The following is a 20,541-nucleotide window of genomic DNA, read 5'->3' as shown; positions in this document are numbered from 1 at the left end:
CCATCGGCGGGCGTCTCGAAGGATGGCCGCGAGCGCGAGGGCCTACGAAACAAATAGGCCTGCCTCAGCCCACATGCACCTTCGGCTTCTTGCCGCCGTTCCACTTGCCGTCGAGGGCGCGTTCGATCTGGGCGGCGAGTTGCAAGAGCAGGCCGTCATTGGCCTGCTTCGCGATGGCCTGGATGCCGAGCGGCAGGCCGTGGTCCTGGGCCGCCATCGGCATCGAGATCGCGGGCATGCCGCAGAGATTGGCGAGCGGCGTGAAGGCGAAGAAGCGCCAGAGATTGTCGAACCAGTCGCGCACATCGGGATTGTCGGAGATGGTGAGATATTCCCTGGTGCCGACCTTCGGTGTCGGCAGCGCGGTGATTGGCGTCAGGATCACGTCCCACTGCTCGAAGAAGGCGCCGAAGCCGCGCGATGTCGTGTTGAAAACGCCCTGCATTTTCGCGCGCTCGGCAAAGGTGGTGTGGCGGCCGGCTTCCCAGATCCGGATGTTCATCGGCTCGATCAGATCTTCCGGCGGTCTTTCCAGCCCGCGGGCGGCGAGCATGTTGGAGATCACCACCGCGAAATTCGAAATGTAGCACGTGGTCTGCGCCTCGAATGCAGCGGGAAGGTCGATCTCCGGCAGCGCATAGTCGACGTGATGGCCGAGGCCTTCGAGGAAGCGTCCGGCCTTCTCCAGCTCGGCTGCGAGCTCGGGCGTCGCGGTGTAGTTGCCCCATGTGTGCGACAGCGCGATGCGCAGCTTCGAGGGATCGCGCTTGATCATCTCGGAATAGGGCTGCGCCGTGGTCCAGAACGGCATGAACTCGCCGGGTGCCGGCCCGCGGGCATGATCGACGAAGGCGGCGGTGTCGCGCACCGAGCGCGACTGGCAGCCCTGGATCGAGACGAGGCCGGTGAGATCGGACATGTGGGGGGCGAGCGAGAACACGCCGCGCGAGACTTTCAGCCCGATATTGCCGTTGACGCCGGCGGGAATGCGGATCGAGCCGCCGCCGTCGGTCGCATGCGCGATCGGCACCACGCCGGCCGCGACCATCGCGGCGCTGCCGGCCGACGAGCCGCAGGTGGTGTAGTCGGTATTCCAGGGATTGCGGGTGACGTAGACGGCGGGATTATCGGCCGAAGAGCACACGCCGAATTCCGGCGTCGTGGTGCGCCCGATCAGGTTGAGGCCGGCCTGGCGGAATTTGCCGGTGAGGAAGGTATCGGCCGCGGCGCGATTGCCGCGCATCAACAGCGAGCCCATTTCCTGCAGCCGGCCCTTCATGGTCGGCCCGAGGTCCTTCATCAGGAACGGCAGGCCGGCGAACGGACCTGCGAGATTGGCGCCGTCCTTGGTGGGATCGGCGATCACGTCCTCGAACAGCTCGACCACGCCCGACAGCGCCGGATTGACCTTGGCGACACCGGCGGCAGCCTGGCGCGCCAATTCCTTCGCCGTCAGCTCGCCCTTGCGGACACGCCCCGCCAGCGCGACGCCATCGTGCTGCGCCCATTCAGTCCAGCTCATCGGCAAAGTCATGAAATCCAAATCCCTTTGATGCGGCGCCACCTTCCTTTAGCAAGGGACCGCCTGAATCAACTGAGCCGGCACGAGGGGCAGGGTTGCATAGGGCGGAGAGGTCGCAAGGCGGGTCTCAATCCGGCAGTGGTGCGATGGTTGCAACCGGGCTGGCGGACGTTCGACCGTAGCCTGCCGCGCCAATCCCGGATTACGCCTGCGCTGCATCCATCGTTACTGTGTCGCCCTCTGTCAATCCATAAGCGCAAAAATATTCCACTTTACCGAAATTCGGTTTCGGCGTATGTGTCGCCCATCCTGATCCGGCGAGAGGGGCGGTCGTACGTCGTCACGAGCCGCGGATCGGGGAGCGGTGGACGCGGCAGCGTCGTGCACGAGAGGCGGGAGCAGGGCGGGATGAACCCCGTGAGGTCCCGGCGGCGTGCGGACGAGCGGCGCTGATGCGTACGGCCAAATCGCGTGGTCCTGGCTGTCGTTGCTACAGCCAAGCCTTGCGAGGTGCGCCGCCCGACCGGGCGAAGCGCATCGTCAATCCGCGAGGTGACGGAGGCAAGCAGGAACTCGTCTCCGGGGAGAGCGCGCCATACGCCGTCAGACCATCGCGCAGGGAAGGCCGGATGATCGGCTGCCCTGTGTCTCCCTCGTGCATTGCGTGTGCAATGTCTTCGCACGGGGGTCTTGCGGGTGCCAGCCGGCACTCGGCCTTCCCTGCGCCCTTTCTATTGAGGGCGCGAAGAAGAGAGCAAAACTCGGGCGGAAGCGCCGCGAGGAGGAGAAGCCATGTCTGCGAGTCACAACCTCCGACATCGTAGGGTGGGCAAAGCGCAAGCGTGCCCACGCATCTCGTGCCGCAAATTGAGTTTGGTGGGCACGGCGCTTCGCGCCTTTGCCCACCCTACGGCACGTGTCTGCCGCTCACATCGGCACGCCCCCACGAATGTGGCGAGATCGCATCTGTTCGACAAAAAAATCCCCTGTCGACGGTCCTCCGCGGTACCTTGATGAATCAACCCCGGTTGGTCCATAAGCGGCGTCCCGTGGCCGGTGGTTCGCCCCCGCGTTGCGTGCTTGGATAGAGGAATTCTCGCGTGGCAAATATCAACCAGAAAATTGCGCAGGAGCTTGGGGTTCGGGCGGAGCAGGTCGAGGCGACGGTGACGCTGCTCGATGGCGGCGCCACGGTTCCCTTCATCGCCCGCTACCGCAAGGAAGCGACCGGTGCGCTCGACGACGCGCAATTGCGCACCCTGGAGGAGCGCCTGGGTTACCTGCGCGAGCTCGAGGACCGCCGCAAGGCCATCCTCGAATCAGTCCGCGAGCAGGGCAAGCTCGATGCCGCGCTCGAGGCCTCCATTCTCGCCGCCGACAGCAAGGCCCGTCTCGAAGACATCTATCTGCCGTTCAAGCCGAAGCGCCGCACCAAGGCGGAGATCGCCAAGGAGGCCGGCCTCGAGCCGCTCGCCAACCAGCTGATGGCGGAGCCGACCAACGATCCGAAGGTCGTGGCCGAAGGCTTCATCAACGCCGAGAAGGGCGTTGCGGATGCCGCCGCCGCGCTGGATGGTGCCCGCGCCATCCTGGTCGAACGCTTCGACGAGGACGCCGATCTGATCGGCGCGCTTCGCGAGGAAATGTGGACCAATGCGCGCATGGCCTCCAAGGTGCGCGACGGCAAGAAGACCGAGGGCGAGAAGTTCGCCGACTATTTCGAGTTCTCCGAGCCGCTGACCAAGCTGCCCTCGCACCGCATCCTCGCGATGTTCCGCGGCGAGAAGGAGGAGATCCTCGACCTGCAGATCCAGGCCGAGGCCGAGGCGCCGCCGCCGGGCGTGCCCAGCGCCTATGAACTGAAGATCATGAAGCGGTTCGGCATCGCCGACCTCAAGCGCGCCGGCGACCGCTGGCTGATCGACACCGTGCGCTGGGCCTGGCGCACCAAGATTCAGGTCCATCTCAATATCGACCTGCGCATGCGGCTGTGGAACGCCGCCGAGACCGAGGCCGTGCGCGTGTTCGCCTCCAATTTGCGCGATCTCCTGCTGGCCGCGCCGGCCGGCACCCGCGTCACCATGGGGCTCGATCCCGGCTACCGCACCGGCGTCAAGGTCGCCGTCACCGATGCGACCGGCAAGGTGGTCGATACCGCCGTGATCTATCCGCACGAGCCGCAGCGGCAGTGGAACGAGTCGCTCGCGATCCTCGGCAAGCTCGCACTGAAGCATCGTGTCGAGCTGATCGCGATCGGCAACGGCACCGCCTCGCGCGAGACCGACAAGCTCGCAGGCGATCTCGTCAAGGGCCTGGCCGAGCTGAAGATGACCAAGATCGTGGTGTCGGAAGCCGGCGCGTCGGTCTATTCGGCCTCGGCTTTCGCCTCGGAGGAATTGCCCGGTCTCGACGTCACCCTGCGCGGCGCGGTCTCGATCGCGCGGCGTCTGCAGGATCCGCTCGCCGAGCTCGTCAAGATCGAGCCCAAGGCGATCGGCGTCGGCCAGTATCAGCACGATCTCGGCCAGGCCAAGCTCGCAAAATCGCTCGACGCCGTGGTCGAGGACTGCGTGAACGCCGTCGGTGTCGACGTCAACACCGCGTCCGCACCGCTGCTTGCCCGCGTGTCGGGCGTCGGCTCCGGTCTGGCGCAGAGCATCGTGGCCCACCGTGACGCCAACGGCCCGTTCAAGTCGCGCAAGGCGCTGAAGGACGTGCCGCGGCTCGGGCCGAAGGCGTTCGAGCAGTGCGCCGGCTTCCTGCGCATCCTCGGCGGCGAGGACCCGCTCGACGCGTCCGGCGTGCATCCGGAAGCTTATCCGGTGGTGCGCCGGATCCTCAGCGCCACCAAGAGCGACATCAAGGCGCTGATCGGCAGCAGCGAGATCGTGCGCACCTTGAAGCCGAAGGATTTCGTCGACGAGACCTTCGGTCTGCCGACCGTCACCGACATCTTGAAGGAATTGGAAAAGCCCGGCCGCGATCCGCGTCCGGCGTTCAAGGCCGCCGTGTTCAAGGAAGGCGTCGAGGAGATCAAGCATCTCCAGAAGGGCATGATCCTCGAGGGCACCGTGACCAACGTCGCCGCGTTCGGCGCCTTCGTCGACATCGGCGTGCACCAGGACGGCCTCGTGCACATCTCCGCGATGTCCAAGACCTACATCAAGGATCCGCGCGAGGTGGTGAAGCCCGGCGACATCGTCAAGGTCAAGGTGCTGGACTTCGAGGTCGCGCGAAAGCGCATCTCGCTGACCTTGCGCCTCGACGACGAGGTCGGCGCCAAGAAGGACGCCCCCGGCATGCAGCGCGACAACAGCTCGCGCAACCCTTCCCGCATGACGTCGTCCGCACCGCGCAAGCAGGAATCGTCCGGCGGCGGTGCGCTCGCCGAAGCCCTGCGCCGCGCGGCGGAGAAGAACAACGGCAAGCGGGCGTGAGATCTTAACCTCTCCCCGCCCTTTGCGGGGAGAGGTGAGCTGCTCGACGTATGGAAAGCTTTCTCCACGTCGTCATTGCTTCGTCGCAAGGGCTCCTCGCAATGACGGGGAGAGAGTTGGGCTCCCTCTCCCTAACACCCGCGTCAGAATCTGGCGCGTTTGTAAGTTGCAGGCGCCGCTCGCTTCCTCTCATCTGATCGTCCTCGTGCGGCGTTGAGACCGCCGCACTGCAAGGAGGATGCTTCGATGAACAGCAGGCTTCTCAAAGGCCTCACCGCGGTGACGCTCGCCGCGGTGATGGCGGCAGCTTCACCGGTGCTCGCCAGAGGCGGCGGTGGCGGACATGGCGGCTTCGGCGGTGGTGGCCATTTCGGTGGTGGTGGTCATTTCGGTGGCGGCGGGATGCGCGCCGGCGGCTTTAGCGGCATGCATGTCGGCGGGATGGGCGGCGCGCGCTTCGCCCATGTCGGCGGTCCCGCCTTTGGCGGCGCACGCTTCGCGCATGCGGGGATCGGGCCGCGTTTCGCCGGTGCCGGCTGGCACGGTCACCGCGGCTTCCACCATCATCATTTCCGTCGTTTCGCCGTCTTCGGCGCGCCCTTCATTTACGCCGGCTACAATGACGGCTGCTGGCGCAGGAGCTGGACGCCCTACGGATGGCAATGGGTCAATGTGTGCGGAGACTATTGGTAGTCGCATCGCCGTACCGCACCATTGTCGCGGTCGCCACCGGGCGGTTCCGTCCAGCCCCGGAACGGGATAGTCTGGTGGCGATCGTTCGCGCGGAGTTTTGCATGACCGGAGGTCACCGTCGCATCCTGGTCGTCGAGGACGATCCGGAAACCGCAGGCCAGCTCGTCGAGGAATTGACGACCTCCGGCTACGACGTCGATCTCGCAGCCAACGGCCGTGAAGCCCTGAGCCACGGCGCCGCGCGCGACTATGCCGTGATCACGATCGACCGCATGTTGCCCGATATCGACGGCATCAGCGTGATGCGGCAATTGCGCGACGACGGCGTCGCCGCGCCGTTCCTGATCATCTCCGCGCTCGGCGAGGTCGATGATCGCGTCCGCGGCCTGCGCGCCGGCGGCGACGATTATCTCGTCAAGCCGTTCTCCTTCACCGAATTGCTGGCGCGGCTGGAGGCGCTCGGCCGCCGCAGCGAGACCATCGCCAAGGAGACGCTGCTGCGGGTCGGCGACCTCGCCATCGACCTGATCGCACGCAACGCCAGCCGCCGCGGCCGCAAGATCCCGCTGCTGCCGCGCGAATTCCAGCTGCTCGAATATCTCGTCCGCAACGAGGGCCGCGTCGTCTCCCGCGCGATGCTGCTCCAGCACGTCTGGGACTTGCATTTCGATCCCTCCACCAACATCATCGATGTCTATGTCGGTCGCGTCCGCCGCAAGGTCGACGATGCCCAGGCCTATCCGCTGATTCATACCATACGCGGCATCGGATATTGCCTCCGTGCTCCTGGTTAAGACGCTCCGCTCCTCGACCTTCCGCCTGGCGCTGATCGCGATCGCGGCCTTCGGGCTGATCGTCGCGGCGATCATGGCCTATGTCTATTTCGGCACGCTGGCCTATGTGGAGAGCCGGGTCGGCGACGCCGGCGATCACGGCGGGTTCACCGCGATGATCGAGCTTGCGATGGCCGCGGTTGCCGTGCTGCTGCTGGTGCTCGCCGGGCTCGCCGCCGTGCTGGTGACGCGGCGCACGGTGGGGCGGATCGAGGAGATCAACGCCACCAGCCGCGCCATCATGCTTTCCGGCCTCGACCAGCGCATCCCCTTGCGCGGCAGCCATGACGAATGGGACCGCGTCGCCGAAAACCTCAACCAGATGCTCGACCGCATCGAGACGCTGATGGGCGAGGTCAAGCAGGTCAGCGACAACGTCGCCCACGATCTGCGCACGCCGCTGACGCGGATGCGCGGCCGGCTGGAAAAGGCCTATCACCACGAGCGCAACAGCGAGGCGGATGCCGCGCTGATCGGCGACACCATCGCCGATCTCGACGCCGTGCTCGGCATGTTCGCCTCCATCACCCGGATCTCCGAGATCGAGACCCGTGCCCGCACCGGCGCCTTCCGCGCGCTGAACCTGACTGAAATCGCCGGCGAGGTCGTCGAGCTCTACGACGCCGCCGCCGAGGAGGTCGCAACCCGCCTCAGCCTTGCCGGAGACCGCGAGGTGGCGATCACGGGCGATCGCGACCTGCTGTTCGATGCCATCGCCAATCTCGTCGACAACGCGATCAAGCACGGCTGCAAAGGCGGGCAGGTGACCGTGACTTGCCGCAGCGCCGAGGGCGGCGCGGTGATCGCGATCGCCGACGATGGTCCGGGCATTCCCACGGAAGAGCGCGATCACGTCTTCAAGCGCTTCTACCGGCTCGAGCAGAGCCGCTACACACCGGGCAATGGTCTTGGCCTCAGCCTCGTCGCCGCGGTCGCGCGCCTCCACGGCGCGGGAGTGGCGCTGCATGACAATGCGCCGGGCCTGACGGTCGAGCTCAGCTTCCCGATCGCGCTATAGCTCGATCACGCCGCGGCGTGCCGCATGCGCCACCGCGTCGGTGCGGCCGGTGGCGTCCAGCTTGGCGAGCAGCGAGCCGACATGGAATTTGACGGTGTGCACGGAGATGCCGAGCCGTCGCGCGATCATCTTGTTGGACGCGCCCTCGGCCATCAGCGCCAGCACGTCGAGCTCGCGCTGCGTCAGCGCGATGTCGGCGGGCATGATGCGTGGATCGCGGGCGACGATCGTCGCCGTGGCGGCCTCGCCCGGCGCGGCAAGGCGAAGTCCGGCGATATTGCCGAGCAAAGCCGCCAGGCGATCGGCGAGGGCGGGATCGTCGATCTCCAGCGCAAGCACGATTTCCGGTGCGTTGTCCTCGCTCACGCCTCCGGCCTCTCGCCGACCGTGACCTTGAAGCTGACCGGCTCGCCGCCGCGGCGCGCCGCGACATCGACCACCGCGCCGACGCTCGCCGGCCCCAGCGTTCGCGACAGGGCGCGCACGCCGGACAGTTTCTGGTCGTTGACTGCCACGATCACGTCGCCCTGGCGGATGCCGGCGGCGGCCGAAGGTCCGGTCTTGTCGACATTCATCACCATCGCGCCGATGCCGTCGTCGAGCCGGACCGGCTGGAGTCCGAGGCCGAGATATCCGCGCGCGATGCGGCCGCGCGTCTCGAGTTGCGCCGCGACCCGCTCGATCGTCGCCGTCGGGATCACCAGCACGCGCCGCGGCCCGAGCACGGCCATGCCGAAGGCTTCACCCGAAGCATCGAGTGCGAGGCCGCCCTGCTGGCTGGCGCGCAGGCGGACATCGAGCTCGATCCGCGCATCGATCTCGCCGCCGCGCAAGGAGCGCCAGCCGCTGCCGGATGCCGACACCAGCCCCAGCGCGGCACTCGGCGTCTCGCGGTTGGTGGCGACCAGGATCGACAACGCGCCGAGGGGCGGGACCGTGGCGGCGAGCTTGACCGGGGCAACAGCGGCCTCAGTGCGTAGCAGCGCGATATCGGTGGTGTGGTCGCGGCCCACGATCGTGGCGGCCGCCCGGCTGCCGTCGGGCAAGCCGATCTCGACCTCGCCCTCATCGGCCAGCGCCTCGTCGGCGGTGACGATCAGGCCTGGCTTCCACGCAAAGCCGGTGGCGCGGGAGCGATGCGAGTGCACGGAGACGACAGAGGGCGCGGTGCGCGCCACTACGTCCGCGAGGGCGGACGATAGTGAGGACAGGGGAGTTGGGTCGGTCATGGCTGGCTCCTGAAGCTGTCCCCAATCTGGGATGTCGGGGGGAAACGCGAAACTGGCCGGGTGGTCAGGACACCGCCTGTTACGGCCGACGAACATGTGATTGGGAGCCGCTCACGGGAACGTGTAGCAATCGGCCCGAGATTGCGCCGCACGGCCTTAAGCCCTTTCAGCGAGCCCTGACTGACCATGACCATCGACCTCACCCGCCGCACCCTGCTGCAACTCGCCGGCGCGACCTCGCTGGCCATGGCGGCCGCGGCCGCGGCGCGCGCCGAGGGCACCCCGCAGGGCGGCGGCCCGACCTTTGCCAGCCGCACGCCGATGCGGGTCGGCATGGTGACGCTGCGGGTGAAGAATCTCGACAAGGTCGCGGACTACTACCGCGATGTCATCGGCCTCACGGTGATGGAGCGCTCGGCGACTGCGGCGAAGCTCGGTACGGCCGGGGTCACGCTGCTGGTGCTGGAGGCGCGGCCCGATGCGGCAATCGAGCCGCGCAATGCCGCCGGCCTCTACCACACCGCCTTCCTGATGCCGACCCGCAAGGACCTGGCGCGCTGGCTTGTGCACGCGGCCTCGCACCGCGTGAAGCTGTCGGGCTTTGCCGATCATCTCGTCAGCGAATCCGTTTATCTCGATGACCCCGAAGGCAACGGCATCGAGGTCTATGCCGACCGCGATCCCTCGCAATGGCAATGGAGCGAGGGCAGCGTGAAGATGGCGTCCGACGAGCTCAACATTCCCGACCTGCTGTCGCTGACCAATACGCGCGTGCCTGATTACGCCAGGGCACCGGACGGAATGCGCATCGGCCACATGCATCTGCGGGTCGGCGATCTCGCGCAGGCCGGAGGCTTCTATCATGGCGCGATCGGCCTCGATCCGACCCGCAGCCGCAATGGCGCGGCGTTCCTGTCGTCGGGGCGCTATCATCATCACCTCGGCATGAACGTCTGGCAGAGCCAGGGCGCCGGCCAGCGCGACGATCAGATGACGGGTCTCGCCTGGTTCTCGCTGGTCATGGCGAAGCCGGAGCTGCTCGCCGCGCAGGAAGCGCGCCTGCGCAAAGGTGGTGTGAAGGTCACGGCGCTTGCCGGCGGCGTGGAGGCGATCGATCCCTGGGGCACGCGAGTACGCTTGCTCAAGGTTTGATCGCGGGGGCGGGCATTGCTAAGACCCGTCGGGTGCCAGCTTCCGGAGCCCCCGACATGTCCGAATTCCACGGCGTCTTTCCCTACCTCGTCTCCCCCGTCGATGCCGACGGCACGGTGCGCACCGGCGTCCTCGCAAAGCTCTGCGACGATCTGATCGGCGCCGGCGTGCACGGACTGACGCCGCTGGGCTCGACCGGTGAGTTCGCCTATCTCAGTGCCGCGCAACGCACGGCGGTCGTGCAGACCACGATCGAGGCCGCGAGGGGCCGGGTGCCCGTGATCGCGGGCGTCGCCTCGACCTCGACGGCGGATGCGGTGGCGCAGGCGAGGACCTACCAGAAGTGTGGGGCCGACGGCATCCTGGCGATCCTGGAGGCGTATTTTCCGCTCACCGACGCCCAGGTCGAGGCCTACTTCCGCGCCATCGCGGATGCCGTCGACATTCCCGTCGTCATCTACACCAATCCGCAATTCCAGCGCTCGGACCTCACCCTCGACGTGATCGCGCGCCTCGCCGAGCATCCGCGCATCGGCTACATCAAGGACGCATCGACCAACACCGGTCGGCTGCTCTCGATCATGAACCGTTGCGGCGATGCCTTGCGGGTGTTCTCGGCCTCCGCCCACATCCCGGCCGCGGTGATGCTGATCGGCGGGCTTGGCTGGATGGCGGGACCGGCCTGCATCATCCCGCGCCAGAGTGTCGCGCTCTACGACCTCTGCGAGGCTGGCCGCTGGGACGAGGCCATGGCGCTGCAGCGCCGGCTGTGGCGCATCAACGAGGCCTTCGCCCGCTTCAATCTCGCCGCCTGCATCAAGGCCGGGCTTTCGATCCAGGGCTACGACGTCGGCGACCCCGTCCCGCCGCAGGCGGCGCTGACGGCCGAGGCGCGCAAGGTGGTGGAGGCGGCGCTGCGGGAGCTGGCGTAGCTTCCGTAGGTTGGGCAAAGCGACTTGTCCGCCGTAGCTCGAAGAGCGAAGGCGGAAGCGTGCCCACGACTTTTCTCGACGTCCAAGAGATCGTGGGCACGGCGCAAGTGCGCCTTTGCCCACCCCACGGATTCGCGTGTCGCGGGACAGCATGCCGAATCCGCGGATATCCCGCCCAAAACCGCGGCTGGTATGCCCTTGATCGATCCGCTAAAAGGCTGCCCGCAGTTTCGAAAAGACCTCGAGGACCCCACGGAATGAACATTCTTCCCGGCAATTTGCGTTTCGGAGCGGGGCAGCCCGTCAAGCGTTTGGAAGACCAGCGGCTGCTGACCGGGAAGGGGCAGTTCATCGACGACAAGCCGGGCGACGGCGCCCTGTGGCTCTACGTGCTGCGCTCGCCGCATGCCCACGCCAAGATCGTCTCGATCGACACCAGTGCAGCCGCCGCGATGCCGGGCGTGACCGCGATCTACACCGGCGCCGACCTCGTCAAGGACGATGTCGGCAGCATCCCGACGCTGAGCATCTTCAAGCGCCCCGACGGCAAGCCGATGACGGTGCCGCCGCGCCGATTGCTCGCCCATGAGGTCGTCCGCTACGCCGGCGAGGCCGTGGCGGCCGTCGTGGCGTCGTCCCGCGTCGAGGCGCAGAGCGCGGCCGAGGCAATCGTCGTCGAGTACGACGTGCAGCCGGCGGTGGTCGACCCCGTCGAGGCCGTGAAATCAGGCGCGCCCGTGGTGTGGCCGGAGGCGCCCGACAACATCGTCGGCGCGATGTCTTACGGCGATGCCGCCAAGGTGGACGAGGCGTTTGCCAAGGCGGCGCACACCGTCGAGCTCGACCTCGTCAGCCAGCGCCTCGTGCCGTCCGCGATGGAGCCGCGCTCGACCATTGCCGAGATCGACAACAAGACCGGCCGCCTGCTGCTGCACGTGCAGTCGCAGACCCCGGCCTCGACCCGCGACGTGCTCGCCGAGGCCGTGCTGAAGCGTCCCAAGGACAGCGTGCGCGTGCTGGTCGGCGACATCGGCGGCGGCTTTGGCCAGAAGACCAACCTCTATCCCGAGGACGGCATCGTCGCTTACGCCGCAACCAAGCTGAGCAAGAAGATCCGCTGGCGCGGCGATCGCACCGACGAGTTCGTCGGTGGCACCCACGGCCGCGATCTCACCTCGACGGCGTCCTTCGCGCTCGACGAGAAGGGCAAGGTGCTGGCCTATCGCGTCAGGTCGATCGGCTGCACCGGCGCCTATTCCTCGGGCGCGGCGAACATCATCCCGCTGGTGCTCGGCCCGTTCGTGCAGACCGGCGTCTACGACCTGCCGCTGGTGCATTTCGAGGTGCAGTCGGTGATGACCCACACCGCGCCGGTCGGCGCCTATCGCGGCGCAGGCCGGCCCGAGGCCGTGTTCATCGTCGAACGCCTGTTCGACGCTGCTGCGCGAAAAATCGGCATCGATCCGCGCGCGATCCGCAAAGCCAATTACATCAAGCCGGCGCAGCTGCCCTACACGAATGCCGCCGGACAGGTGTACGATTCCGGCGCCTTCGCGCACATGCTCGACCGCGCCGTGAAGCTCGCCGACTGGGACGGCTTTGCCGCGCGCAAGAAGGCGGCGAAGAAGAAGGGCCTGCTCTACGGACGCGGGCTCACCTCCTACATCGAATGGACCGGCGGCCGCGCCCACACCGAGAAGGTCAGCCTGCACGCGACCTCTCAAGGGCGCGTCGTGCTGCATTCCGGCACCATGGCGATGGGGCAGGGGCTGCAGACCACCTACACCCAGATGATCTCCGACACACTCGGCATTGCCATGGACAAGATCGACGTGGTCCAGGGCGACACCGATTTGGCGATGGGCTTCGGCAGCGTCGGTTCGCGTTCGCTGTTCGTCGGCGGCACGGCGGTCGCGGTCTCCTCCAACGATCTGATCCAGAAGGCGCGCGAGAAGGCGGCGAACGTGCTGGAGACCTCGGTCGAGGACATCGAATATCAGGGCGGCATGCTCACCGTGGTCGGCACCGATCGCCGCATCAGCCTGTTCGACATTGCGGAGAAGGAGAGCGGGGCCAAGCTCAGCGTCGATTCGGAAGGCGAAGTCGACGGTCCGAGCTGGCCAAACGGCACGCATATCTGCGAGGTCGAGATCGACCCCGAGACCGGCGTCTCCAAGGTCGTGCGCTACACCACCGTCGACGACGTCGGTGTCGCCGTGAACCCGATGCTGGTCACCGGCCAGATCCATGGCGGTGTTGCGCAAGGCATCGGCCAGGCGCTCTACGAAGGCGTCTCATATGACGCCGACGGCCAGCTCCTCACCGCCAGCTACCAGGATTACTGCATCCCGCGCGCCGACGACGTGCCGCCGATCGTGGTGACGCTGGATGATTCCGCGCCCTGCCGCACCAATCCGCTCGGCGCCAAGGGCTGCGGCGAATCCGGCGCCATCGGCGGCCCGCCTTGCGTCACCAACGGCGTGATGGACGCGCTCGCCGAGCTCGGCATCACCCAGCTCAACACGCCGCTGACGCCGCAGAAGGTCTGGCAGGCGATCCGGGACGCGAAGGCGGCGGGGTAGTCGTTCGCTCCAAACTCCGCTGTCGTCCCGGACAAGCGCGCCATTAGCGCGCGCCGATCCGGGACCCATAACCACAGGGAGTGGTTGTGGCGCGAACTGGTAACTCCGAGTCCCCGCAATCACATCTCCCTGTGGCTATGGGTCCCGGATCTGCGCTTACGCTTGTCCGGGACGACAGCGGAGTGTGTAGCGCTCGCTCGCGCCAAATGCTCGGGCTACGGCGCTAAATCCCCAGCATCATCTTCGCAATAATATCGCGCTGGATCTCCGAGGTGCCACCGAAGATGGTGTAGGCGCGGCCGTTGAGATATTCCGGCACCATTGTCAGCATCTCCTCCGGCGTCGCCGGCTCGTGATTGAGCTGGTAGAGCGGTCGCATGGGCTCGACGGCGAGGGCGTCGTGGCCGATCACGTCGACTCCGAGCCGCGTCACGGCCTGGCGGATTTCGCTGTTGCGCAGCTTCAGGATCGACGACACCGCGCCGGGATTCTGCCCGGTCTGCAATGCCGAGAGCACGCGCAGCTCGGTCATTTCAAGCGCGTCGATATCGACCTCCACCTCCGAGATGCGCGCCGCGATATCGGGGCTGTCGATGGCGCGGCCGGTCAGGTCCGATTCGGCGAGATCCGAAATCGCTTTCAGCCCCTCGCGCAGCTTGGCCGAGGCGATGCCCGAGCCGCGCTCGAACTCGAGCAGATATTTGCCGTAGGTCCAGCCCTTGCCTTCCTCGCCGACCCGGTTGGCCACGGGCACGCGGACGTCGTCGAAGAACACCTGGTTGACCTCGTGGTCGCCCCCGATCGTCAGGATCGGGCGTATCGTGATCCCCGGCGTCTTCATGTCGATCAGGATGAAGCTGATGCCGTCCTGCTGCCGCGGCCCGTCGCTGGTGCGCACCAGCGCGAACATGCGGTTGGCGTGATGCGCATGCGTGGTCCAGATTTTTGTGCCGTTGATGACGTAGTCGTCGCCGTCGCGCACCGCGCGCGTCTTCAGCGAGGACAGATCGGAGCCGGAGCCCGGCTCGGAATAGCCCTGGCACCAATAATCCTCGCCGGAGAGAATCCGCGGCAGGTAGAAGTTTTTCTGCTCGGGCGAGCCGAACCCGATGATGACGGGCCCGACCATCTTTACCCCCATCACATTGACGTTCGGTACGCCGGCCCGTGCGGATTCGGTCTCGAAGATCCAGCGCTGCGCCGGCGTCCAGCGCGGCCCGCCATGCTCGACCGGCCAGCCCGGCGCGCCCCAGCCCTGCCTGTGTAGCGCGCGCTGCCAGGCCATGCCGATATCAGGGTCGGAGAATACCGATGGCGTCAGCGCGGTCGCGCGCTTCATCTCCTCAGTGAGATTCTTGGCGATGAAGCCGCGCACCTCGTCCTGGAAGGCGCGCTCCTCGGCATTGAACGACAGGTCCATGAGGCTCTCCCGATATCAGGCCTTGCGGCCAAGTTCGGCGTGACGGGCATAGTGGTGCGCGCTGCCGCCAAACAGCGTGTCGAAGGCGACCAGCCGCTTGAAATAGGCGCCGACCTCGAGCTCCTCGGTGACGCCCATGCCGCCATGAAGCTGGATCGACTGCTCGCCGACGAACCGTGCGCATTTGCCGATCTTGGCTTTCGCGGCAGACGCCGCACGGGCCCGCTCGACCGGCGGGCTATCCGCCTTCAGCGCAGCCCGCAGCGCCATCGAGCGCGCCTCGTCAACCTGCATCGCCATGTCGGCGAGGCGATGGCGGATCACCTGGTTGGCCGACAGCGGCCGTCCGAACTGCTTTCGGATCTTGGTGTATTCGAGCGTGGTGTCCAGCAGCGTCTGCATGATGCCGACGGCTTCTGCGCCGAGCGCGGCCATGGCGCGGTCAATGGCCCATTCGATGGTCGGCAGCGCGTCGTGGCCGTCACCGAGCAGGGCGTCCTCCGGCAGATGCACGTCGGACAGCTCGATGTTGCAGGCGCGTCCGCCGCCGAGGCGCGGATAGTCGCTGACGACGAGGCCAGGCGTCGTCGCCGGCACGAGGAACAGGCCGATCCGTCCCGAAGGCCTCTGATGATCATGAATGTGCGCGGAGACGATGATCTCGTCGGCGGCATGGCCGTCGAGCACGGCGATCTTGCTGCCGGCAAGGCGCCAGCCGTTCGCCGTCTTGTTGGCTGATGTCGCGACCTTGGCGAGATCGAACCTCGCCGCGCGCTCGGAATGCGCAAACGCAAGCTTCAAGGATCCATCCGCGATCTTCGGCAGGCTCTCCTGCTTCTGCTCATTGGTGCCGCAACGGTCGATCAGTGCAGCACCCATCACCACGGTCGCGACATAGGGCTCCGACACCAGCCCGCGGCCGAACGCTTCCATCAGGATGCCGATCTCGACGGCACCGCCGCCTAGCCCGCCGAACTCTTCCGCAATCGGCAGCGCCAGCCAGCCGAGCTCGGCGAACTGCTTCCACACCGCCGGGCTGAAGCCGAGTGGATCGTTCGCCATCTTGCGGCGGTGATCGGCATCGTAGCTTCCGGCCACGAAGCGCTCCGCGCTCTCGCGCAGCAATCTTTGCTCGTCGCTGAGGTTAAGATCCATCGCAATTACTCCGCGGCCGCCGGCGGCTTGCGCACGGAGGGATGCAGACCGGAGGGATCGACGATCATGCCGAATTCCTGAAGATTGTGGGCGTGGCAGAGCTGATGCAGCGCGAAGGCCTGGTCGATCGCGGCGGGCTGGCCCATCACGTCGACGGAGCGGTTCACCGCTTCCTTGGTCATCTTCAGCGCGAAGGCCGGCTTTGCCGCGATCCTGCGCGCCAGCTCCAGCGTGCGCGCAGAAAGCTCCGCGCGTGGCACGACCTGATTGACCATGCCGAGCTGCCGCGCCACCTCGGCGCTCCAGTTGTCGGCGGTGAACAGGAACTCCTTGGCCTTGCGCGCGCCGAGCTCCCAGGGGTGCACGAACCATTCGACGCCGCAGACGCCCATGGTCACCACGGGATCGCAGAACTGTGCGTCGTCGCTGGCCATGATGAGGTCGCAGGCCCAGGCCAGCATCAGTCCGCCGGCGATGCACTTGCCGTGCACCTCGGCAATGGTCGGCTTGGCGAGGTTGCGCCAGCGCCGGGTGATCTGGAGATAGATTTCCTGCTCGCGCGCGAAGCGGCCATGGGCATTTGGTTCAGCAAAACCGCCCCAATTTCCGATCGGTGGAAAATCGACACCGGCGGTATTCTTGCCGCCGGGACGCAGATCATGGCCGGAGGAGAAATGCGGACCGTTGCCGGCGAGGATGATCACCTTGACCGAGTCGTCCTGCACCGCCGCGTCGAAGGCGGCGTTGAGGTCGTAGGTCATTTGCAGGTTCTGCGCGTTGCGCGCCTCCGGCCGGTTCATCACGATCCGGGTGATCGCTGGATCCGGCCTCTCCACGAGGATGGTCTCGAACGAGGTCATCGCGTTCCCCCGGTGTTCTGTCTTATTGTTTCGTCGAGTTGACTATGTCGGTCAGGGATAGGCAAGAGGCTTGCGTCAGTCGGCTGGGGTGCGCAGCGCAGTCATTCCGGGATGGTCCGAAGGACCAGACCCGGAATCTCGAGATTTTCAGGTGCGCAAGGGCGCACCATAGCTCGCTTCGCGCCCCGGAATGAACCCGAAAAGCTGGTACCGCGTTATCGCTATCTGATATTGAGTTACGGGATTCCACCGGGAGAAATTTAATGCGCAAGATCCTGACCGTGCTGGCGGCGCTGGCCTCGCTGAGCCTCACCAATTGCGGCTACAACGCGATCCAGAGCGAGGACGAGCAGATCAAGTCCAACTGGTCCGAAGTCGTGAACCAGTATCAGCGCCGCGCCGACCTCGTGCCCAATCTCGTCAACTCCGTGAAGGGCTTTGCCCAGCAGGAGAAGGACGTGCTGCTCGGCGTCACCAATGCCCGCGCCAAGGTCGGCAGCGTCCAAGCGACGCCCGAGGTGCTGAACGATCCGGCCGCCTTCCAGAAGTTCCAGGCCGCGCAGGGCGAGCTCTCCAGCGCACTGTCGCGGCTGCTGGTCGTCACCGAGAACTACCCGCAGCTCAAGTCGGACGCGCTGTTCAAGGATCTGATGTCACAGCTCGAAGGCACCGAGAACCGCATCACGGTGGCGCGCAACCGCTACATCAAGGCGGTGCAGGATTACAACGTCACCATCCGCTCGTTCCCGAGCAACCTCACCGCCATGATGTTCGGCTACAAGGAGAAGCCGAACTTCTCGGTCGCAAACGAGAAGGAAATCTCGACCGCGCCGAAGGTGGACTTCAACCCGGCGCCGGCACCGTCGAAGTAAGCGCGCGCCGTTTTGCGAATGCGCCAAGCTCCACCCACCGCCGTCATTCCCCGCGGAAGCGGGGAATCCAGTACGCCGCGGCCTCTCCGTGGGCTTCTGGCGTCTCTGGAATACTGGATCGCCCGGTCGAGCCGGGCGAGGACAGCGAGTTGGTGGCGCGCGGCTTTCGTTGCGGCGCTCGTCCTCGCCTTCGCGCTCCCCGCCTCAGCCGACGTCGCCGTTCCCCAGCTCACCGGCCGCGTGGTCGATCAGACCGGGACGCTGTCCAGCAGCGAGACCGCCGCGCTGTCGCAAAAGCTGCGGGACTTCGAAACACGCAAGGGCAGCCAGATCGCCGTCCTGATCGTGCCGACCACGCAGCCGGAGACGATCGAGCAATTCTCGATCCGCGTTGCGGAGGCCTGGAAGATCGGCCGCAAGAAGGTCGACGACGGCGCGATCCTCGTCGTCGCCAAGAACGACCGGCATCTGCGCATCGAGGTCGGCTACGGCCTCGAAGGCGCGCTCACCGACGTCACCTCGCGCCGGATCATCGATGAGATCATCACACCGAAATTCAGGAGCGGCGATTTCGCCGGCGGCATTGCCGACGGCGTCGAGCGCATGATGCGGGTGATCGACGGCGAACCCTTGCCGGTTCCCTCGCCCACCGTAAACTTCGGCAGTCTCGACGATCTCGCACCGCTCTTCATCGTCACGCTGTTCGTCTCGGTGGGCATCGGCGGCGCCTTCCGGGCCGCGCTCGGACGGCTGCTCGGATCGTTCGTGACTGGAGGCATCATTGCGGCGCTGACCTGGTTCATTCTCGGGTCTTTCGCACTTGCCCTCGCGCTGGGTGGTCTCGGCTTCATCATCGGATTCGTCGCCGATCTGTTTTCGGTGATCACGCCGGGCACTGGCCGCTCGCGCGGCGGCTCCTGGTCGAGCGGCTCCTCGTCGGGCGGCTGGAGCAGCGGATCGTCGAGCAGTGACAGTGGCGGCTTCAGCGGCGGTGGCGGCAGTTTTGGCGGCGGCGGCGCCTCGGGGAGCTGGTAGCGGTATGAGCATCAAGCGCATCGCCAGACATCTCGTGCAGCATCATTGGCGGGCAAAGCAGATCTTTCCGCCGGCCGTGCTCGCCCGCATCGAGCAGGCGATCAGGCAGGGCGAGACCACCCATTCCGGCCAGGTCCGCTTCGTGGTCGAAGGCGCACTCGACGGCGCGCCGCTGTTCCGCAACCAGCCGGCCCGCGAGCGCGCGCTCGACGTGTTTGCGCATCTGCGCATCTGGGACACCGCGCATAACAACGGCGTCCTGATCTATCTCCTGCTCGCCGACCGCGATGTCGAGATCGTCGCCGACCGTGGCATCCACGCCAAGGTCGGTGCCGAAGGCTGGGAGAGCATCTGCCGCGCCATGGAGGCGGAGTTCAGGTCGGGCCAGTTCGAGCGCGGCGTAATCGACGGCATCACGGCGGTGTCGCGCGAACTGGCGCGGCATTTTCCGCCCGGCGCATCGCATGCGAACGAGCTGCCGGATGCGCCGGTCGTGATGTGAACGGAGCGCGCTCCGTTCTCTCACCGTCATCCCCGCGCAACGGCTCCGCCGTTGCGCGGGGATGACGGAAGTGACAAGGGACGCCCAGCGCCTATTCCGCGGCCGTTCATCTTCGCCCGATTACAATTTGTTTCACGCCCGCCACACCGGTTCCACTTTCCCGGCCAAATTCGGCCCCGGATAACTTCCTAAAATTTCGGTAAGCGTGTCCGCAGGTAAGGATTTCGCAAGCAATGAAAGTTACCAAAAGGTCAACCCAGACTGGAGTATTTGAGCCGTGAGCGAACCAATGCCCGAGCAGGCTGCCCAGGACGCCGGCGTCGTCGAAGCTGCTGCGACCGCGCCGCAGGCCAATGAGGCCGCTGGGATCGAGGCTCCCTCGATTGCGCCGGACCATGAGGCGCCACCCAAGCCGGATCCGGTAAAGATCGAGCCGCCGAAGATTGAGGCATCCCGGATCGACGTGCCGAAGCTCGAAGCCAAAGCCGAAACCAAGCCCGAGCCGAAGCCCGGCAAGCTGATCGTCATGGCGCCGTCGGAGCGGAACTGGGACCGTGAGGATTTTGCTCCGCATGTGAAGGCGGAAGAGCCGCGTGAGACCGGCAGCAAGCGCCGCCTGTCGGCGATGGCCGCGGTGGTGGCGATCGCCGCCGGCGTTGGCGCCGTCAGCGGCGCGCTCGCAACCGCCGGCATGATGCATTTCGCCGCCCCGGCCCAAGCGCCGGTGCAGGTCGCCGACACCAGCGCGCTCGATGCTTCGGTCGCCCGGATCGATGCCGACCTCGTCGCGCTCAAGGCCAATGTCGACCACAGCTCGAAAACCGGCGTCACCCAGTTCAACCGGGCCAACGACCGCCTCGACAAGCTCGAGAAGGCGCAGGCCGAGCCGATGGCCAAAATCGCAAAGCTGTCCGAGACCGTCGACAAGCTCCGCGCCACGCCGCCCGCCGCCCCCGCGCAGGCCGCAGCAGCGGTGCCCAAGGAGACCACCGGCTCGATCGCGCCGACCCAGGTTGCGACCGCCGCCGCCGCGCCGGCCCCAGTGGCTGCCGCACCCAAGACCGAGGTCGGCCGCCTGCCGACGGTCGAAGGCTGGCGGCTGCGCAACGCCGGCAATGGCGGTGCGCTGATCGAGGGCCGCGACGGGCTCTACGAGGTCTATCCCGGCGATCCCATCCCCGGCCTTGGTCGCGTCGATGCGATCCGGCGCCAGGACGGCCGCTGGGTGGTCGTCACCAGCAAGGGCCTGATCACCGGACGCTGAGCGGCTCAGATACGACTTTCGAAAGGCGCTTCACC

Annotated in this window: 17 protein-coding genes; 11 read left to right on the top strand and 6 right to left on the bottom strand. The window is 66.6% G+C overall.

Annotated features, from left to right (window positions below):
• Positions 1-64: 64 nt before the first annotated feature.
• Positions 65-1,534 (bottom strand): amidase, encoded by a 1,470-nt coding sequence (locus XI03_RS13640; RefSeq protein ID WP_271592410.1) that lies wholly within the window; start codon positions 1,532-1,534, stop codon positions 65-67.
• Positions 1,535-2,622: 1,088 nt separating this feature from the next.
• On the opposite strand from XI03_RS13640, the gene XI03_RS13635 reads away from it, so the two are divergent.
• The 4 genes from XI03_RS13635 to XI03_RS13620 all read left to right on the top strand — a co-directional run bounded on the left by XI03_RS13635 (position 2,623) and on the right by XI03_RS13620 (position 7,503).
• Entirely contained in the window at positions 2,623-4,959 is a 2,337-nt protein-coding gene (locus tag XI03_RS13635; RefSeq protein WP_095426745.1) for a Tex family protein, read from the top strand.
• 246 nt (positions 4,960-5,205) lie between these two features.
• The gene (locus XI03_RS13630) at positions 5,206-5,652 is read left to right on the top strand and encodes a hypothetical protein (RefSeq protein ID WP_028140430.1); all 447 of its coding nucleotides are present in this window, start codon (positions 5,206-5,208) and stop codon (positions 5,650-5,652) included.
• Positions 5,653-5,753: 101 nt separating this feature from the next.
• Positions 5,754-6,446: a response regulator transcription factor gene (locus XI03_RS13625; protein WP_038948196.1), complete on the top strand. Its 693-nt coding sequence runs from the start codon at positions 5,754-5,756 to the stop codon at positions 6,444-6,446.
• The gene (locus XI03_RS13620) at positions 6,433-7,503 is read left to right on the top strand and encodes a sensor histidine kinase (protein ID WP_271592409.1); all 1,071 of its coding nucleotides are present in this window, start codon (positions 6,433-6,435) and stop codon (positions 7,501-7,503) included. Before XI03_RS13625 ends, XI03_RS13620 begins: the two co-directional genes overlap by 14 nt.
• Here the strand turns inward: XI03_RS13620 and XI03_RS13615 are convergent.
• Both XI03_RS13615 and XI03_RS13610 read right to left on the bottom strand, forming a co-directional pair.
• Positions 7,498-7,869 (bottom strand): response regulator transcription factor, encoded by a 372-nt coding sequence (locus tag XI03_RS13615; protein WP_271592408.1) that lies wholly within the window; start codon positions 7,867-7,869, stop codon positions 7,498-7,500. The two genes, XI03_RS13620 and XI03_RS13615, sit on opposite strands and share 6 nt — an antisense overlap.
• Complete coding sequence (locus tag XI03_RS13610) at positions 7,866-8,732, bottom strand: S1C family serine protease (protein WP_271592407.1); 867 nt, start codon at positions 8,730-8,732, stop codon at positions 7,866-7,868. Before XI03_RS13610 ends, XI03_RS13615 begins: the two co-directional genes overlap by 4 nt.
• Before the next feature lie 186 nt (positions 8,733-8,918).
• On the opposite strand from XI03_RS13610, the gene XI03_RS13605 reads away from it, so the two are divergent.
• The 3 genes from XI03_RS13605 (at position 8,919) to XI03_RS13595 (ending at position 13,398) form a co-directional block, all read left to right on the top strand.
• Positions 8,919-9,884 (top strand): VOC family protein, encoded by a 966-nt coding sequence (locus XI03_RS13605; RefSeq protein ID WP_271592406.1) that lies wholly within the window; start codon positions 8,919-8,921, stop codon positions 9,882-9,884.
• Positions 9,885-9,940: 56 nt separating this feature from the next.
• Complete coding sequence (locus tag XI03_RS13600) at positions 9,941-10,816, top strand: dihydrodipicolinate synthase family protein (protein WP_271592405.1); 876 nt, start codon at positions 9,941-9,943, stop codon at positions 10,814-10,816.
• A gap of 257 nt (positions 10,817-11,073) precedes the next feature.
• Complete coding sequence (locus tag XI03_RS13595) at positions 11,074-13,398, top strand: xanthine dehydrogenase family protein molybdopterin-binding subunit (RefSeq protein WP_271592404.1); 2,325 nt, start codon at positions 11,074-11,076, stop codon at positions 13,396-13,398.
• A 223-nt stretch (positions 13,399-13,621) separates the two neighbouring features.
• Here XI03_RS13595 and XI03_RS13590 read toward each other — a convergent pair whose 3' ends face one another.
• The 3 genes from XI03_RS13590 to XI03_RS13580 are packed head-to-tail and all read right to left on the bottom strand — an operon-like array spanning position 13,622 to position 16,833.
• Positions 13,622-14,818, bottom strand: coding sequence for an acyl-CoA dehydrogenase family protein (locus tag XI03_RS13590; RefSeq protein WP_212474881.1), 1,197 nt, complete (start codon positions 14,816-14,818; stop codon positions 13,622-13,624).
• A gap of 15 nt (positions 14,819-14,833) precedes the next feature.
• On the bottom strand, positions 14,834-15,973 hold the full coding sequence (locus XI03_RS13585; protein WP_271592403.1) for an acyl-CoA dehydrogenase family protein: 1,140 nt from the start codon (positions 15,971-15,973) through the stop codon (positions 14,834-14,836).
• 5 nt (positions 15,974-15,978) lie between these two features.
• Positions 15,979-16,833 (bottom strand): enoyl-CoA hydratase, encoded by an 855-nt coding sequence (locus XI03_RS13580; RefSeq protein ID WP_028140420.1) that lies wholly within the window; start codon positions 16,831-16,833, stop codon positions 15,979-15,981.
• Positions 16,834-17,096: 263 nt separating this feature from the next.
• Here XI03_RS13580 and XI03_RS13575 point away from each other — a divergent pair, with 263 nt between their 5' ends.
• From XI03_RS13575 to XI03_RS13560, 4 genes are all read left to right on the top strand, one after another.
• A complete protein-coding gene (locus XI03_RS13575; RefSeq protein WP_028140419.1) occupies positions 17,097-17,705 on the top strand; it encodes a LemA family protein in 609 nt (202 codons plus the stop codon).
• A gap of 18 nt (positions 17,706-17,723) precedes the next feature.
• On the top strand, positions 17,724-18,740 hold the full coding sequence (locus XI03_RS13570; RefSeq protein WP_370093082.1) for a TPM domain-containing protein: 1,017 nt from the start codon (positions 17,724-17,726) through the stop codon (positions 18,738-18,740).
• A gap of 4 nt (positions 18,741-18,744) precedes the next feature.
• On the top strand, positions 18,745-19,242 hold the full coding sequence (locus XI03_RS13565; protein WP_028140417.1) for a TPM domain-containing protein: 498 nt from the start codon (positions 18,745-18,747) through the stop codon (positions 19,240-19,242).
• A 289-nt stretch (positions 19,243-19,531) separates the two neighbouring features.
• Complete coding sequence (locus tag XI03_RS13560; RefSeq protein ID WP_271592436.1) at positions 19,532-20,506, top strand: hypothetical protein; 975 nt, start codon at positions 19,532-19,534, stop codon at positions 20,504-20,506.
• Positions 20,507-20,541: the final 35 nt, after the last annotated feature.

Origin of the sequence: Bradyrhizobium sp. CCBAU 65884, assembly GCF_028128835.1 — a bacterium.
Lineage (GTDB): Bacteria > Pseudomonadota > Alphaproteobacteria > Rhizobiales > Xanthobacteraceae > Bradyrhizobium > Bradyrhizobium ottawaense.
Note: the sequence above shows the minus strand (reverse complement) of the source record. Positions and strands in the feature narration are given on the sequence as shown.

What these genes read in the sequence shown, in the direction of transcription:
- XI03_RS13600 (WP_271592405.1), top strand. Translation starts at nt 9,941, where the DNA reads ATGTCCGAATTCCACGGCGTCTTTCCCTACCTCGTCTCCCCCGTCGAT.
- XI03_RS13565 (WP_028140417.1), top strand. Translation starts at nt 18,745, where the DNA reads ATGAGCATCAAGCGCATCGCCAGACATCTCGTGCAGCATCATTGGCGG.
- XI03_RS13560 (WP_271592436.1), top strand. Translation starts at nt 19,532, where the DNA reads ATGCCCGAGCAGGCTGCCCAGGACGCCGGCGTCGTCGAAGCTGCTGCG.
- XI03_RS13590 (WP_212474881.1), bottom strand. Translation starts at nt 14,818, where the DNA reads ATGGACCTGTCGTTCAATGCCGAGGAGCGCGCCTTCCAGGACGAGGTG.
- XI03_RS13570 (WP_370093082.1), top strand. Translation starts at nt 17,724, where the DNA reads ATGCGCCAAGCTCCACCCACCGCCGTCATTCCCCGCGGAAGCGGGGAA.
- XI03_RS13630 (WP_028140430.1), top strand. Translation starts at nt 5,206, where the DNA reads ATGAACAGCAGGCTTCTCAAAGGCCTCACCGCGGTGACGCTCGCCGCG.
- XI03_RS13575 (WP_028140419.1), top strand. Translation starts at nt 17,097, where the DNA reads ATGCGCAAGATCCTGACCGTGCTGGCGGCGCTGGCCTCGCTGAGCCTC.
- XI03_RS13580 (WP_028140420.1), bottom strand. Translation starts at nt 16,833, where the DNA reads ATGACCTCGTTCGAGACCATCCTCGTGGAGAGGCCGGATCCAGCGATC.
- XI03_RS13640 (WP_271592410.1), bottom strand. Translation starts at nt 1,534, where the DNA reads ATGACTTTGCCGATGAGCTGGACTGAATGGGCGCAGCACGATGGCGTC.
- XI03_RS13595 (WP_271592404.1), top strand. Translation starts at nt 11,074, where the DNA reads ATGAACATTCTTCCCGGCAATTTGCGTTTCGGAGCGGGGCAGCCCGTC.
- XI03_RS13585 (WP_271592403.1), bottom strand. Translation starts at nt 15,973, where the DNA reads ATGGATCTTAACCTCAGCGACGAGCAAAGATTGCTGCGCGAGAGCGCG.
- XI03_RS13625 (WP_038948196.1), top strand. Translation starts at nt 5,754, where the DNA reads ATGACCGGAGGTCACCGTCGCATCCTGGTCGTCGAGGACGATCCGGAA.
- XI03_RS13610 (WP_271592407.1), bottom strand. Translation starts at nt 8,732, where the DNA reads ATGACCGACCCAACTCCCCTGTCCTCACTATCGTCCGCCCTCGCGGAC.
- XI03_RS13605 (WP_271592406.1), top strand. Translation starts at nt 8,919, where the DNA reads ATGACCATCGACCTCACCCGCCGCACCCTGCTGCAACTCGCCGGCGCG.